Source organism: Thalassotalea insulae, assembly GCF_030161395.1.
Lineage (GTDB): Bacteria > Pseudomonadota > Gammaproteobacteria > Enterobacterales > Alteromonadaceae > Thalassotalea_E > Thalassotalea_E insulae.
Window position 1 is genome coordinate 3205185 of record NZ_BSST01000001.1, and the last position, 15442, is coordinate 3220626.

10 protein-coding genes are annotated in these 15442 nt (G+C 40.7%); 3 read left to right on the forward strand and 7 right to left on the reverse strand.

Translation table 11 applies throughout. The features are described from left to right. The first annotated feature begins 129 nt into the window (after nucleotides 1-129). A complete protein-coding gene (locus QQK06_RS14495) occupies nucleotides 130-2730 on the forward strand; it encodes a TonB-dependent receptor plug domain-containing protein (RefSeq protein WP_284245456.1) in 2601 nt (866 codons plus the stop codon). A gap of 84 nt (nucleotides 2731-2814) precedes the next feature. Here the strand turns inward: QQK06_RS14495 and QQK06_RS14500 are convergent, their stop codons facing one another. Next, a complete protein-coding gene (locus QQK06_RS14500; RefSeq protein WP_431313662.1) occupies nucleotides 2815-3999 on the reverse strand; it encodes a multifunctional CCA addition/repair protein in 1185 nt (394 codons plus the stop codon). A gap of 161 nt (nucleotides 4000-4160) precedes the next feature. On the opposite strand from QQK06_RS14500, the gene QQK06_RS14505 reads away from it, so the two are divergent. After that, entirely contained in the window at nucleotides 4161-5708 is a 1548-nt protein-coding gene (locus QQK06_RS14505) for an AAA family ATPase (RefSeq protein WP_284246630.1), read from the forward strand. Nucleotides 5709-5856: 148 nt separating this feature from the next. Here the strand turns inward: QQK06_RS14505 and QQK06_RS14510 are convergent, their stop codons facing one another. The 5 genes from QQK06_RS14510 to leuA all read right to left on the reverse strand — a co-directional run bounded on the left by QQK06_RS14510 (nucleotide 5857) and on the right by leuA (nucleotide 12440). Further along, entirely contained in the window at nucleotides 5857-7554 is a 1698-nt protein-coding gene (locus tag QQK06_RS14510) for an asparagine synthase-related protein (RefSeq protein ID WP_284245458.1), read from the reverse strand. A 172-nt stretch (nucleotides 7555-7726) separates the two neighbouring features. Next, entirely contained in the window at nucleotides 7727-8323 is a 597-nt protein-coding gene (gene leuD, locus QQK06_RS14515; protein ID WP_284245459.1) for a 3-isopropylmalate dehydratase small subunit, read from the reverse strand. A gap of 10 nt (nucleotides 8324-8333) precedes the next feature. Then, complete coding sequence (leuC, locus tag QQK06_RS14520) at nucleotides 8334-9749, reverse strand: 3-isopropylmalate dehydratase large subunit (protein ID WP_284245460.1); 1416 nt, start codon at nucleotides 9747-9749, stop codon at nucleotides 8334-8336. Then, a complete protein-coding gene (gene leuB, locus QQK06_RS14525) occupies nucleotides 9746-10849 on the reverse strand; it encodes a 3-isopropylmalate dehydrogenase (protein WP_284245461.1) in 1104 nt (367 codons plus the stop codon). The genes leuC and leuB overlap by 4 nt, the downstream gene beginning before the upstream one ends. Before the next feature lie 37 nt (nucleotides 10850-10886). After that, nucleotides 10887-12440 (reverse strand): 2-isopropylmalate synthase, encoded by a 1554-nt coding sequence (gene leuA / locus QQK06_RS14530; protein WP_284245463.1) that lies wholly within the window; start codon nucleotides 12438-12440, stop codon nucleotides 10887-10889. 400 nt (nucleotides 12441-12840) lie between these two features. Here leuA and QQK06_RS14535 point away from each other — a divergent pair, with 400 nt between their 5' ends. Next, complete coding sequence (locus QQK06_RS14535) at nucleotides 12841-13893, forward strand: CDP-glycerol glycerophosphotransferase family protein (protein WP_284245464.1); 1053 nt, start codon at nucleotides 12841-12843, stop codon at nucleotides 13891-13893. A gap of 14 nt (nucleotides 13894-13907) precedes the next feature. Here QQK06_RS14535 and QQK06_RS14540 read toward each other — a convergent pair whose 3' ends face one another. Then, a complete protein-coding gene (locus tag QQK06_RS14540; RefSeq protein ID WP_284245465.1) occupies nucleotides 13908-15437 on the reverse strand; it encodes a capsule assembly Wzi family protein in 1530 nt (509 codons plus the stop codon). Nucleotides 15438-15442: the final 5 nt, after the last annotated feature.

Below are 15442 nucleotides of genomic sequence, written 5' to 3' on the forward strand. Positions count from 1 at the left end.
TGGCTGTTTTATAACTAAATTAACTTAATCGAGCGCTTTTTATCAGCCGCTATTAAGTCATAAAAATAAAATAATAATAAAAATGTAAATAAATATAACTTTAGTTCAAAAACTAGGAAGGTAAAAAACATGTCTAATAAATTTCGTGCTGGTACGTTAGCCTTAGCTGTAGGGCTAGCGTTAGGTACTGCGCCCTCATACGCAGAAGAAAATGCAGGTGCAGAACAAGAAGTCGAACGAATTGCTGTTGTCGGTTCTCGTGCTGCGCCACGTTCAGTGGCCGAATCTCCGGTTCCTATCGATATTGTAGGTGCAGATGAGCTTGGTCGAAGTGCTTCAAGCGATATGCTTGATCAATTACAAAGTGCGGTACCATCGTTTAACGTTCGCCAACAACCTATTAGTGATGCTGCAACGCTGATCCGTCCGGTTAATTTACGTGGTTTATCATCAGATAGTACCTTGGTATTGTTAAACGGTAAGCGTCGTCACCGTGCTTCTGTTATTGCTTTCCAAGGGGGCGGTGTTAATGACGGTGCACAGGGGCCTGATATTTCGGTGATCCCGAGTGTTGCGTTAAAGCAAGTTGAAGTATTACGTGATGGTGCTGCGGCACAATACGGTTCAGATGCTATCGCTGGTGTGATGAACTTTGTGCTAAAAGATGACGCCGATGGTGGCTCATTGTCAGTAAAGCATGGTGAGTATTATGAAGGGGACGGAACTGGTACTATAGTGGATGGTAATATTGGTTTACCGTTTACTCGTGATGGCTTTGTTAACTTAAGCTTTCAGTTGAAAAATGCTGATGCCACCAGTCGAAGCGTGCAACGTCCAGATGCACAAGCGCTAATTGATGCCGGTAATACTCATGTACAAGATCCTGCAATGATTTGGGGTAACCCTGAGATCAAAGATGACATTACGTTATTTGCCAACGTAGGTCTTGATTTAGGCGATGATAAAGAATTCTACATGTTTGGTAACTATTCTGAACGTGATGCCGAGGGTGGGTTTTATTACCGTAATCCGCATAATCGCAGTAATGTGTTTTCGATTGATGATGGCGCAACATTACTTGTAGGTGATGTTGGTTTTGCTACTGATGGTGTGGCGACATGTTCTATGTCTAATGCTTATGTCGAAACTATGCTGGGCGGAGATGGTTCATCTTCTTTAGTTCCATCCAATGTGGGAAATGTGCTTGATACTGCTGCTTATCAAGCTATGGTTGAAGATCCTAACTGTTTCTCAATGAACCAAATTATGCCTGGTGGTTATACGCCAAGATTCGGCGGTAATATTACTGATACGTCATTTACTGCCGGAACAAAAGGGGAAATCAAGTCAGGTTTCTTAACAAATTGGTATTATGATGTTAGTGGTTCTGTTGGCCGTAATGCGTCGACATTCATCTTAAGAAATACGTTAAACCCTTCACTAGGTTTGGAAACGCCAACTGATTTTAAAACCGGTGGTTATACTCAGCTAGAAAAAGGCTTTAACCTTGATTTAGTGAAAGAAGTTGATGCTGGCTTTGAAGATCCAATGAATGTTGCACTAGGTGCAGAATGGCGTGAAGAAAGCTTTGAAATCACTTCTGGCGAGGAATCTTCATGGAAAGCTGGCCCTTATGCGGCCCAAGGTTTTAATATTGGCTCTCATGGTTTTAAAGGGTTTGGTCCTGAAGCACAAGGTATAGATGTTCGTCGCAGTGTTGCACTGTATGCGGATGTTGAAGCGCAAGTGAGTGAACAAGTCTTGTTAGGCGGTGCACTGCGCTATGAAGATTTTTCTTCTTTTGGTGATACTCTTAATTATAAATTGACCGCACAGTTTTCTGTCTCTGATGAATTGTCATTACGTGCATCTCACAGTACCGGCTTCCGCGCACCAACTGTTGGTCAGGCGAATGTTGTCAACACAGCTACTTCTTTAGTTGAAGGGGAACTTATTCAAAGTTTCTTAGCGCCACCAACGAACCCTCTTTCAGCGTTTTATGGTGGTCGAGAGTTAGAGCCGGAAGAGTCAGTCAGTTATGCGGCAGGTTTTGTCTATAACTCGGGTGATTTCTTTATGACCGTTGATTATTACAACATTGAAGTCACTGACCGTATTGCACAATCAAGTCAAATAGATGTAGAGCCAGAAGATTATGCGGCATTAAGAGCTGAAGGGGTTAAAAATCCTGAGTTAATTTCTGCTGTTACTTATTTCGCTAACGATTTTGATACTACTACTCAAGGTATTGATTTAGTTGCTAACTATTCAATGGCATTAATGAACGGTGATACTCAGTTCAGTTTAGCGTATAACTGGACGGATACTGAGGTTGATAAGTTTAACCCATTAACCACTAATCAGGGTAAGATTGATCGTTTAGAAGATGGTATGCCAGATCATCGCGCAACATTAACTATGGCCCAATCTTGGGAAGACATTAGCATGTTCGTTCGTGCGAATTACTTTGGTGAGTATTATGCGACACATGCTGATGGCACCACGCCGGAAGAGTCAGAAATGGCTGACTCAGCTGTAACATTTGATGCAGAAGTGAGCTATTTCTTCAGCGATGCATTAACTTTCTCTGCCGGTGCAATGAATATCTTTGATCAGGAAGCGCAGAAGTTACAGGCGTCAAACGATTGGAGTGGTGCAATTTACTACGAAAGTGGTCCATTTGATTACAACGGTGGTTACTACTATATGAAAGCGACTTATAGTTTCTAATTTTTGAAACTATTTAAGTGAATAAAAAACCATGCTTAGCGGCATGGTTTTTTGTTTTTGGTAATATCATTTAGATTACGTATTTTAATCGTCAGGAAAAGGATAGTTGGTGATAATATTAAGTTTTTCTGCCTGCATCGCTGATTTAATCGCTTTGCCTGTTAGTCCTTGAGCAATAAAAGCTTGTGCTGATATCGTCTTACATTGCTTAAGCAACGTTTTTAAATAATCTTTAGCCGTGAAATTCTGATCTGGTGCGTTCTCTATTGCTTGAGCTGTTGCCTGACAGACCAATAGAAAATCATCAAAAAATTCGTTCTTTCGCCATACGTCCAATTGATCAAATAAGCTTAATATTGCTTGCGGCGTTTGCTGCTTAATATCTGTGACTAACGAGTGAAGTTGTGTTGCTTTTAATGCTAATAACTGTGTTTGTTTGGGTAATTTTAATCTTGAGGCAAGCTCGGTTATATCTTGAGGAGAAGCCGCCAAATTTAGGCCGGGGATTGCTAAACAAAGGCTGGCAAAGCGAATATCGGTTTTATCGGTTAATTTAACCGCTTGTGTTAAGTTTGCTAATGCAACTTCTGCTAAGTTAGCAAAATTACTTGTTGTTGATTCTTCCTGCCATAAGTTGTCTAGTTCTGGCCAAATAGTGTTCAGCGCAGAGCATTGATGTAGTAGCTGGAAAAATATTTCTGGGTTTTGCTCAGTTAATGCGTTGGCAATTTCTTTCCATACTCGCTCGCCTGAAAGCGTGATTAACTCGCCGTTGTTACTAATTTGGCTCATTAAAGCCATAGTTTCATCGGCAACGGTAAAACCAAGGTAGTGATAACGAGCGGCAAAGCGCGCCACTCGTAACACTCTGAGTGGATCTTCAACAAATGCTGGAGAGACATGACGGAGAATTCTATCTCGTAAATCTTGCTGGCCATTAAATGGGTCAATAATGTTACCTTGGTTATCAAGAGCCATGGCATTAACTGTTAGATCACGACGTAATAAGTCTTGCTCTAGAGTTACCTCTGGTGAACTATAGCAAGTAAAACCGGTATATCCTTGACCTTGTTTTTTCTCGGTGCGGGCAAGCGCATATTCTTCTTTGGTTGTTGGGTGGAGAAATACTGGAAAATCTTTACCAACCTGACTAAAACCAAGCGCTAACATCTGTTGTACGTTACTACCTACCACGACATAATCACGCTCTACTACCGTGCGGCTAAGCAGTTGATCACGCACTGCACCACCGACTAGGTAGGCATTTATTTGTTGGTCAATACGAGTGTCAGTCATAATTTGTTATGATGTATGGTAGTTAATCGTGTCAAAAGTTTATCATAATTTCCTATCAGGGATTTTGATACTTTGACTTATTGCGGGCAACAAGGTAATTTCATTCAGTCTTTTTAAACTACTAATTATTAGTGATGTATTCAGCGTATTTTGGTTTAAGTGAAGCGCCATTTTCTATTGCACCGGATCCGGCCTATCTATTTATGAGTGATCGGCATCGTGAGGCGTTAGCACATTTAACTCATGGCTTAGGTGATCATGGTGGCTTTGTCTTGTTAACCGGTGAGGTTGGTACTGGCAAAACTACTATCAGTCGTAGTGTTATGGAAAACTTGCCGGAAAACACCCAGTCGGCTTTTATTTTAAACCCGACGCTATCCTGTGAAGAATTGCTGGCTACGATTTGTGATAATTTAAAAATACGTTATAAAAAAACTGGCGCTACCCTTAAATATCTCACAGATAAAATTCAGGATAAATTGCTTAAGAATCATCAAAATAATATTAATACCTTGTTGATTATTGATGAAGCTCAACATCTACAGCCACAAGTTTTGGAGCAATTAAGGTTGCTGACTAATCTTGAAACCAATACTAAAAAGCTATTACAGGTTATTTTAATTGGCCAACCTGAACTACAGCAGTTACTGCAACGTCGTGACTTACGCCAGCTCGCACAGCGGATAACGGCGCGTTATCATTTATTGCCGCTTACCAAAGCAGAACTTACTCAATATATTAAACATCGATTATCTGTCGCTCAATGTACCAGAGCCCTATTTAATAAAAGGGCGATTAGTGAGTTGCATAAGATATCAAAAGGCATACCCCGAGTGATCAATTTACTTTGTGACCGTGCGTTGATTTTAGCCTATGGTAAAAACGTTACTGTGGTGAATAGTAACATTGTGAAGCAAGCGGCAATTGAAGCGTTAGGGGATGAGACAAAAGCGCAAGGACTTTGGCATACTCCATGGTTTCAAGGTGCCTTAGCAGCAACGTTTGTCGTGTTTGCTGTGCTAGGCGGATACTGGCTTGGTTTTAACTTGTATTCAGAGCCAAGCTCAACAAGCAAAATCGCAATGAAAGAAACGATTGTGGCACCCGTTAGTGATAATAGTCAGCTGCAAGCGGCAGCGCCGAAAGAAATTAATTCCCAGCTTATCCGTTTATCGAATACTGACGTAGTGACAAGTAAATCCGTATCAACAGAGAAAGTTCAAAAGGTCGAGCAAGAACAACAACAGTCTGAGCCAAGCATCAATGAAAAGCCCAGAGTACTGGGGTATCAGCCTGAACGTGTAACTCAGGTTTCAAACGATGGTTTTGAACTGGTGGCAACCGATGGCGTGTCAGATGATTTACTACAACGTTTTAAAGCCGCTGTTAAAGACACTGAAACAGAGCAGCAGAGCTCGAATAATAAGAACCATACGGCACAAGCAGAACTTAAAGCTATTCATCAAATGCCATTAGATATCCAGAACAGTTTACCTAATTTGCAATTTGAAATGCATATCTACGCTACTGAAGGACAAGGTTGGGTGCGGGTCAATGGTGAGGACCGCCGGGAAGGGGACAATATTGCCCAAGGGGTTTTATTGGCGAAAATTTTACCTCAGCAAGTTGTACTGGAATTTCATAATCAGCGTTTTAGCATGCCAGCTTTGTCTAATTGGTAGTAAGGCTAGGTGAGTCTTTAGTATTTGTTTAGGCCTTATCTAGTCAATCTCAACGCTCATTTACCGCTGCTTAGTTTGATTAATGCACCAACCGGGTAGAGACGATAAAAGAGCTAACTTTATGAGAAACTTATCTTAAAGTTAGCACTTAATTAGTATGACTACTCAATTGACGCTGTTTGAAGCTATGGTTGATATGTTGCCAGTTAATCAATAACCAGTACAATTCATAGTGATTTTCAATAGTACAGTCTGCTAATAACTTACCGTTAAATAGTTCTTGTTCATTATGGAGCTCTTCCACTAATTCTTTTAACGCTCCTTGTAGCCATGAAATAAATGGTACAGGAAAACCATATTTTCGTTGGTAGATCAATTCACGGGGAAAGTATTGGCAAGCCAGTTCTCTTAAAATGGGTTTAGTAACCCCATTAAAAAATTCGTTATACCTTAAAGATTGAGAGATTTTAAAAATATCATTGGTCATAAAAGGAATGGCTAATTTTTTGTCATAAATTTCAGCAATAGCCTGTGCTTCTGAAAAATGTTTAGCAAGAGGAGCATTGACTAACTGTATTTGTTTTAAATACTTTATATTTGGCTTCTTTTGTTGTGCTTGTGGGTACCATTCCCAATTATCTATTGGTGGTGAAAGCTCTGTGGCTATAGACTCTACAAGAGTTAATGCCTTTTTATCATAGTTAATTTGCGACGAGGCAAAGATAATATCGATGTTTGAAAGCTCTTTATAGTGTTTGGCTATTTTTCCATAATTTGTATGATATTTAGTAACTGAGTTGATTAACCAATGCGGAATGAGTTTACAAATCTTAGCTCTAAAAGTATCTTTTGTTGTTTTATGAATATTATTAGCGCCAAAAAGGGTATCAGCTGCTTCACCATATAGTACTATATCCGCATCAGCAGGAACGTTCTTCATCAGTTCCATTAAGGTTAAGGAACTATAATTTCTAATTGGTTCGCGAATGAGCGTTAATAAATCCTGTAAATTATCTTGAATAGCTTGCGGTTTGATATCGACTAATATGTGCTCTAGCCCTAATTGGTGGGCAAATTGTTTCGCTGTATCTAGTTCAGGATTATGATCATCTGGAAATACTGGCGTGATGAGATAACATTTTTCAAATACTTCTTTACTTAGCGCAGCTAACAAGGATGAATCAACGCCTCCGCTGAGAAATATTGCCGCAGTTTTGTGTTTTTTGCTTATTGTTTCTAAGTAGTTGCTTAACGCTACTTTTGTTTCATTAAGTTTCTTTGAAAATGGTGCTTTAGCTGATTTCTGTGGTACAGGTAGTTGCCAGTATTGTTCACTCGATAGGTGTGCTGAGTGGGAGAAGTAAGCAAAATGTTTAGCGGGAAGCTTGTTAACTGATTCTAGTAACGTCTGCTCACCACTTAACCAGCGAAAATGGATACTTTCATAAGCGCCTTTAGCACATAATTTTGTCTCAAATATTGGCATTAAAGCAGCGCGTGAAGTAAAACATAGTCCGTCTTGTTGTTTTTGCCAAAATACAGTTTTAGCTCCTAAGCGATCGTTAAAAGCAATCACTTGGTTTTCATCTATATAAACGCCGCAAAAACAACCATCTAGTTGACTGAATATCGTTTTATCATTGGAACGAAATGCTTGATATATATCGCTAAGCTCATAGTTATGAATATAACCTTCTAAAATTAAAAAAGACCGCTCATCAGAGATTACATGACAGTTATTGGCTTGCAGTAAGTATTCGTTTTGTTGAACTGTTACTTTTTTATATGATTCGCTGTCAGCTGTTTTTGGAAATTTAGTTGTAATTAAGATAAAACCGTCAGACATAGGTTTAATTGTAAATATAAGGTTAAATTTGAGAGGGAAATTATCATATTTGTAAGAAGTTTTCTTTTGATTTTTAATAATTTTGCATTATCAAATGTGTTGTAATGGCAAGCGCAATCTATCTAAATTGGCTGAATAAAGGCCATTTAGATAGATTGGCGTAAATTAATTTCTATTGCCAGGCTGGCATTTGTGCTTCAAATGATTCGATTTTCTCGAGTTTTTTTAAGGTCCAGCCGACACTGTCGATACCTTGCTCTAAGCAATATTGATGAAAGCTGTCTAATGAAAAGCTAAATTCAACGTCATCATTGAAAACCTTATTGTTTACTAAGTCGACAGTGAGTTTTAGTTCGCCCTTTGATGCTATATCAAATAATGCATTAATGTGTGCTTCGCTTAACTTGATTGGCACAATGCCAATATTAATACAGTTAGCATAAAAAATATCGGCATAGCTCGGTGCGATAATCGCCTTAAAACCAAATTCTTGAATCGCCCAAGGGGCATGTTCTCGGCTTGAACCACAACCGAAGTTTTCTCGCGTCAATAAAATACTTGCGCCCTGATACTGAGGTTTATTTAGCACAAAGTCAGGGTTGTTTTGCAAACCTTCGTTGTCTAAATAACGCCAGTCATGAAATAAATGCTGACCAAAACCAATACGTTCGGTTTTTTGTAAAAACTGTTTTGGAATGATTTGATCGGTATCGACATTCGCTGCATCTAATGGAGCGACTAACCCAGTGTGTTCTGTAAATTTTTCCATTATTTGCTCCTTATGCGCTTAAATCAACAAAATGACCGTTAATGGCTGCGGCAGCGGCCATTTGAGGACTCACTAAGTGAGTACGACTATCGCGTCCCTGACGTCCAACGAAATTACGGTTTGAGGTGGAGGCGCAGCGATCACCCGGTTGTAATCTGTCATCATTCATTCCCAAACACATGGAACAGCCAGGTAAGCGCCATTCAAAACCTGCTTCGATAAATATTTTATCTAAGCCTTCTTGTTCAGCTTGTGCTTTAACACGATATGAACCAGGAACAACGATAGCGGTAACCTTATCAGAACATTGTTTACCTTGGCGCGCGAAGTGCTCTACAGTTGCTGCGGCTGCACGCAAGTCTTCAATACGTGAATTGGTACAAGAGCCAATAAAGACATTGTTAACAGCCACATCGGTAATTTTAGTACCAGCAGTTAATCCCATATAGTTTAATGCTTTTATACACGACTCTTTTTCTACTGGATCTGAAAAATCATCTGGTGAAGGGATAGTGTCGTCAATGGCCATTACTTGTCCTGGAGTAGTGCCCCAGGTGACTTGTGCTTTGATTTCTTTGGCATCTAATACTAACTCTGCATCAAACCGGGCATTAGCATCTGTTTTAAGTGTTTGCCAGTCAGTAACTGCCTGTTGCCATAAACCACCCTTAGGCGCGTATTCTTTCCCTTCAAGGTAATCAAAGGTGGTTTGATCTGGAGCGATTAATCCGGCTTTAGCACCAAATTCAATGCTCATGTTACAAATGGTCATACGCTCTTCCATGGTTAAGGCTTCAATTGCCTCGCCGCAGTATTCCACGACATAACCTGTGGCACCCGCGCTACCGGTTTTACCGATAATTGCCAAGATGATGTCTTTAGCACTAATGCCTTGGTTGACTTGCCCTTTGATTTCAATTTTCATGGTCTTGGCTTTTGTTTGTCGCAAGGTTTGGGTGGCAAAGACATGCTCGACTTCTGAGGTACCAATACCGAAGGCCAGTGCACCAAAAGCGCCATGGGTAGCTGTATGAGAGTCACCACAAACAATAATTGTTCCTGGTAGGGTTAAGCCTAGCTCTGGTCCCATAACATGAACTATGCCTTGATTTTTATGCCCCATACCGAATAATTCAATACCGAACTCTTTACAGTTTTTCTCTAACGTACGTAATTGATTGGCGGCACCTTCACCAGCGGCATTAATTTCTATCGAACGGGTAGAAATATTATGATCCATGGTTGCTATGGTCCGCTCTGGGTGACGTAATGACCGATTATGAAAGCGCAAATTTGCAAACGCTTGAGGGGAAGTAACCTCATGGATCAAATGACGGTCAACGTAAAGTAATGGCGTTTCACCGGCTTTTTCTTCCACTAAATGGCGTTGCCATAATTTTTCATATAAGGTTGTCGCCATGATCATGCTTCCTCTAGGTTGGCTTGGTTAATAAACTGACAAATGTAATCACCGACTTCACTGGTGGTTTTTGCTTGATTTTTACTATCTTCAGGTAATAAATCAGCGGTTAATATGCGGTTATCTAACGCGCTGGTGACTGCTTGTTCAATTATTTGTGCGGCTTTATCCTGATCTAGGCTGTAACGTAGCATTAATGCGGCAGATAAAATTTGTGCGATCGGGTTGGCAATGCCTTGTCCGGCAATGTCAGGAGCACTGCCGCCTGCTGGTTCGTACATGCCAAAGCCTTCAGCATTTAAACTAGCGGATGGTAATAGCCCCATGGAACCTGTGATCATAGCGCAAATATCCGATAGAATATCGCCAAATAGGTTAGGGCACAGCATGACATCAAATTGATTTGGATCTCGCACTAACTGCATTGCCGCGTTATCAACGTATAGATGCTCATAATCAATCTCAGGGTATTCACTTGCGACTTCTTCAACCACCTGACGCCATAATTGTGAGGTGGCTAATACATTCGCTTTATCAACCGAAGTGACCTTGTTATTACGTTTTTTCGCCGCTTGAAAAGCTAAATGAGCGATACGTTTAATTTCCTGGCGAGAATAAAACATTGAGTCAAAGCCGGTTTCTTCATCACCTTCGCCGCGTCTGCCTTTCGGCTCTCCAAAGTAGATATCGCCGGTTAACTCACGGATCACTAATACATCAAAACCTTGTGCTGATATATCACTGCGTAAGGTTGATAAGCTGGCTAATGCAGGCTGTAAGGTCGCAGGGCGCATATTGCAAAATAAGTCAAAATGACCACGAAGGCCTAATAATGCGCAGCGCTCTGGCTGTTCTGTGGGAGGTAAATTTGCCCACTTTGGCCCGCCGACTGAACCAAATAATATTGCATCCGCTTGTTCACAGCCTGCTAACGTTGCTGGCGGCAGTGCGTTGCCATGATTATCAATGGCCGCACCACCAACATCATAATCTGTGGTGTTAATCGTGATCTGAAATTTGTCAGCGATACAGGCTAATACCTTCTTTGCCTCTATCATGACTTCGGGGCCGATACCGTCACCGGCTAATATTGCAATGTTTGACATGCTTTCTAACCTTAATTGTTAATCTGCTTACTGTTAATTACACTTGTGCTATTTTTTGCTGTTCTTTGATTTCGGCAATGGTTTTTGCTCGATGTATGCTGTTTAAACAATGGATTAATGCTTGCCCTGATGCTTCAATAACATCGGTGGCTAATCCATAACCATGAAAATTACGCCCATGCCAATTGACGACTAAGTCTGCTTTTCCTAAGCCATCTTCGCCGGTACCTTTGTTGGAAATCTTATAGTCAGAAACTTCAAAGTCGATATCAACCGCTTGTTTTATCGCTCGGTATAAACTATCGACCGGACCGTTACCCGTTGCCGAGGTGATTTGATTCTGCTGTCCCGAAACTAGCTTAATACTTGCCGTTGCAAATTCTCCGACGCCACATTGAACATTCATGGTTTCTAAGTGGTAAAAGTCTTTTTCTTCTTGCTGTTGAATATTGAACAATAACGCTTCTAAGTCATCATCAAAAACCTGCCCTTTCTTATCTGCTAGTGCTAAAAAGTCATCATATAACTCATCCAAGTGATAATCACTTTCCTGATAACCTAAGCTTTCCATACGGTGTTTAATCACATGACGACCGCTACGTGAGGTTAGATTTAACTTAGTTTTGGCGATGCCGACACTTTCCGGGGTCATAATTTCATAGGTATTGGCAGCCTTTAACATCCCATCCTGATGAATACCGGATGAATGACTAAAAGCATTACTGCCAACAATGGCTTTGTTAGGTTGAACGGGCATATTGCACAATTGGCTGACTAATTTAGAGCTACGAGCAATTTCTTGATGGTTAATGTTTGTATGAACACCTAGGAAATCCTGACGGGTTTTAATGATCATAGCGACTTCTTCTAACGAGCAATTACCGGCGCGCTCACCGATGCCGTTAATGGTACATTCTATTTGGCGGGCACCAACCTGTACTGCTGAAATAGAGTTAGCGACGGCTAAGCCTAAATCATTGTGACAATGGACGGAAATGACCGCCTGATCTATATTGGGTACGCGATTAAAAAGTTGCGTGATAATGCCACCAAACTCATTCGGTATGGTATAACCGACAGTGTCTGGAATATTGACGGTCGTTGCACCAGCTTTAATGGCATTTTCGACCATGCGACATAAATTATCGATTGGCGTACGTCCGGCATCTTCACAGGAAAACTCAACATCATCAGTAAACTTTCGTGCATATTTAATGGCATTAATCGCCATTGCTTCAACATCGTCAAAGCCTTTGCGCAATTTTTGTTGGACATGGACATCAGATGTCGAAATAAAGGTATGAATACGAAACTGATCTGCTACCTTTAGCGCATCAGCACAGGCTTTAATATCAGCTTCAACCGCGCGTGATAAACCACAAACAATAGAGTTTTTAACTGTTTTGGCAATTTGTTGGACTGATTGAAAATCTCCGGGGGATGATACCGGAAAACCGGCTTCAATAATATCAGCACCTAAACGTTCAATCGCTTGTGCAATTTGCAGCTTTTCATGTACCGATAAGCTGGCTGTTAATGCTTGTTCACCATCACGCAAAGTGGTATCAAATATGATGACTCGATTATCCATGTTTCTTTCCTTTATTTGTGACTAGCAGCTAAAAGCGAGCATAAAAAAACCCGCGGTTATTAGCGCGGGTTTTAGTGATTTTGTAAAGCTTAATGAATTTTTAGCAAACACAACCTATCCGCGCATTTTTTGCGAGGAGTAAGAGGTTAATAATTAAAATTTTTGCTGTTTTCATTCGTTAAGTCTGTAAAGTGTTTTAGTCATCTAATGACTTCGCTAAGCTATTAGTAACGTATTTGCTCAAATATTGTCAAACTTATTTTGATAGTAAAAATGTCTAAAGTTATTAACTATTCATATAAGTCGTCATAGTAACTTGTTTTTGCTTGTTTTTATTATTAGTGGAAATCTTAATATTGTTAAGTAAAATGAAGGTAAGTCATCATTAATATTGTTAGGTATGTCAGATAAGCTAGAGAAGTCAAAAAAAGAATATCGCTACCTTTTTTATGTTACTTTATCTTACTCTTTTAGTATTTTAAGACCGATAGCAGAGCAAATAACAAAGCAAGGAGCAAAATTTGCCTGGTTTGTGCCACAAGGAGCGGAAGCTGAAAGTTACTTGTTGGCGGAAGATAATCGTTTAATTGATGTTGATGCGGTCATGGCGTTTGCTCCAGATGCGGTGTTAGCGCCAGGTAATTATATTCCCGATTTTTTTCCTGGCATTAAAGTACAAGTATTTCATGGCTTTGATTCCGGTAAGAAAAATAAATTTAATATCCGGGGATTCTTTGATTTATATTGCACTCAGGGGCCGAATATTACTCAGGCCTTTAAGCAAATCAACGATGGTACATGTGAAATTGTTGAAACAGGTTGGGGGAAACTGGATGCTTTGTTCAATCCGCATCCGTTGACCGCTTCCTACCGAACTGCAGCGCCGTTAATTTTATATGCACCTACATTTTCTCCTAAGCTGACTAGCACTTATTCGTTATTACCTGAAATTAAATCCTTATTGAAACATCAAGCATGGCAGTGGTTGGTTAAGCTTCATCCCAAAGCAACAGCTGAAGAAATCGCGATGTTTAAAGCGCTCGAGTGTGACAAGTTACGTTTTGTTGAAACGGCAGAGTTGATCCCGCTGTTACAAGCGGCGGATGTTTTGCTGTCTGATACTTCGTCGGTATTGGCTGAATTTGCACTACAGCAAAAGCCGGTAGTCGCGCTGAATAATCGCCGGCCAGAATCTTGGATGATACATTTTACTCAGGCAAGTGATCTTAAAGAAAACCTTGAATTGGCGTTAAATTGCCCGCCGCAGCAACTCGACAAAATTAACGCCCATTGTCATGCGATTCATCCGCTGCGCGATGGTAAGTCCAGTGAGCGCACGCTGGCGGCAATTAACTGGTTAATTGATAAAGGCACGGCACATTTAAAGGCAAAACCATTGAATCTACGCCGGCGCCTAAAAATGCGTAAGAAATTGAATTATTGGAAGTTTTAGTAGCGGTAATCCCGCTACTGATTATATTCTAGTTTGATAAATAGGTTGCTATTGTTGTCATCACTTTTATTGTTGTTAAAGCGAGAACGACTGAGCTCTGTGCCAAAGGTCAAGCGCCAGTTTCTATAGCTGTGTTGCACTTTAGCGGACAGCATCAGCATATTTTCAGCTATCGGCGTTAGGGGGTTGCCGATGAGCTTATTATCTATAGCCTTATCGTGATTATCCTTATTTAGCTGTAACCAACGAGCTTTAAATTCAAATTGGGTGTTACTGGCGGATTGTGAAATAGCGCCCATAACTAAGCTTGTTGCATCATTGTCATACAAGCTACCAACCGTTTTACCATGATAGCGCATTCCGGTTTGGTAAATATGATGTTCGTAGTAACAATCACCTATGCTGCTGGTACCGTCACCATTATGGCCGTCTTTACAGAGCGCATAGGTGTCAGTGCCTTCGAGGTAAAGTTTCCAGTGATAATTAAATGCGGTGATTTGGGTTTCAATATTTGCCTGATAGCGTTCTTCACCAAAGATACTTAAACCGCCTTTACGATCACCATCTTCGGCAATCATAGTGGCAGATACAGCGACTGGATGGTTGAATAATGTTGTTGACCAGCGAAGATCATAGCCAGCCAATTGATTGCCTGGTTCTTTACCTGCTGCACATTCATCTACTGTTGGGCCGTTACCACCACAATTATCCAAACCTTTTAAGACATCGATAAAGGTTGAAAAATTACCCGGGCGGTCTTTTCCTGCCCATTGAGCCAGTCGGGTGATACCAATTTCCCAATTTTGTGCTGGTTTAAAATTCAGGCGAAAGCCCCAGAGCAATGCATCTTTAACAACTCGTTTATCATCCATCTGCCCCATAAAAGTGGTAACTGTCCAGGGGATACTAAACTCCGTCCAGGGGATAGTCACCGGCTCGGCAGATTTACGTGATAATGCCAGTGCCGGCATAGGTCGGGCGTTATTGGTTACGCTTAAACTACTGTCAATGCCTGGTCCCCACCACCGGTCTTGCATTCCAGCTGAAAAGACCCAGTTGCCCCAGAAAAAAGCGCCATAGCTGCCATCGAAACGTAACTTATCTTCATTCTCTTCGGCGGATACGCTATAAGTGGTTGATATTTTGGCTGCAATACTATCGCCGATATAAGTAGTGCTGATCTTAGCGTTATTTTTAGTGCGAAAATCTTCACCAAAGCTGGTAAAACGTTTATCTTTTGCTGCCAGATCTAAGGATAAAGTTTTCTGGTTATGTTTCGCTAAACGAAGCTGATGTCGAACATAGAGCAGGGCTTGTTGAGTAGGCTTATCCAGTTTGAATAAGTAGGCCTGACTGATATCTTTGGCGATATCATGCCACATCAACGGAAAGGTTGTTACCGGAGTCGTGATAACGCCTTTATCGGCAAGTAGCTGAATATTGGCTCGTAAGAAGGTATTACTGGTGTCTACCCAAGGTTCAGCGTTACTAGTAACGCAGGCAAATAATGCCAGTACAGCAACAGTCAGATTTAATTTTTTCATTGAGT

Coding starts and splice junctions, on each gene's coding strand:
- QQK06_RS14510 (WP_284245458.1), bottom strand. CDS start 7,554: ATGTCTGACGGTTTTATCTTAATTACAACTAAATTTCCAAAAACAGCT.
- QQK06_RS14505 (WP_284246630.1), top strand. CDS start 4,161: ATGTATTCAGCGTATTTTGGTTTAAGTGAAGCGCCATTTTCTATTGCA.
- leuD (WP_284245459.1), bottom strand. CDS start 8,323: ATGGAAAAATTTACAGAACACACTGGGTTAGTCGCTCCATTAGATGCA.
- QQK06_RS14535 (WP_284245464.1), top strand. CDS start 12,841: ATGTCAGATAAGCTAGAGAAGTCAAAAAAAGAATATCGCTACCTTTTT.
- leuB (WP_284245461.1), bottom strand. CDS start 10,849: ATGTCAAACATTGCAATATTAGCCGGTGACGGTATCGGCCCCGAAGTC.
- QQK06_RS14540 (WP_284245465.1), bottom strand. CDS start 15,437: ATGAAAAAATTAAATCTGACTGTTGCTGTACTGGCATTATTTGCCTGC.
- QQK06_RS14495 (WP_284245456.1), top strand. CDS start 130: ATGTCTAATAAATTTCGTGCTGGTACGTTAGCCTTAGCTGTAGGGCTA.
- leuA (WP_284245463.1), bottom strand. CDS start 12,440: ATGGATAATCGAGTCATCATATTTGATACCACTTTGCGTGATGGTGAA.
- leuC (WP_284245460.1), bottom strand. CDS start 9,749: ATGATCATGGCGACAACCTTATATGAAAAATTATGGCAACGCCATTTA.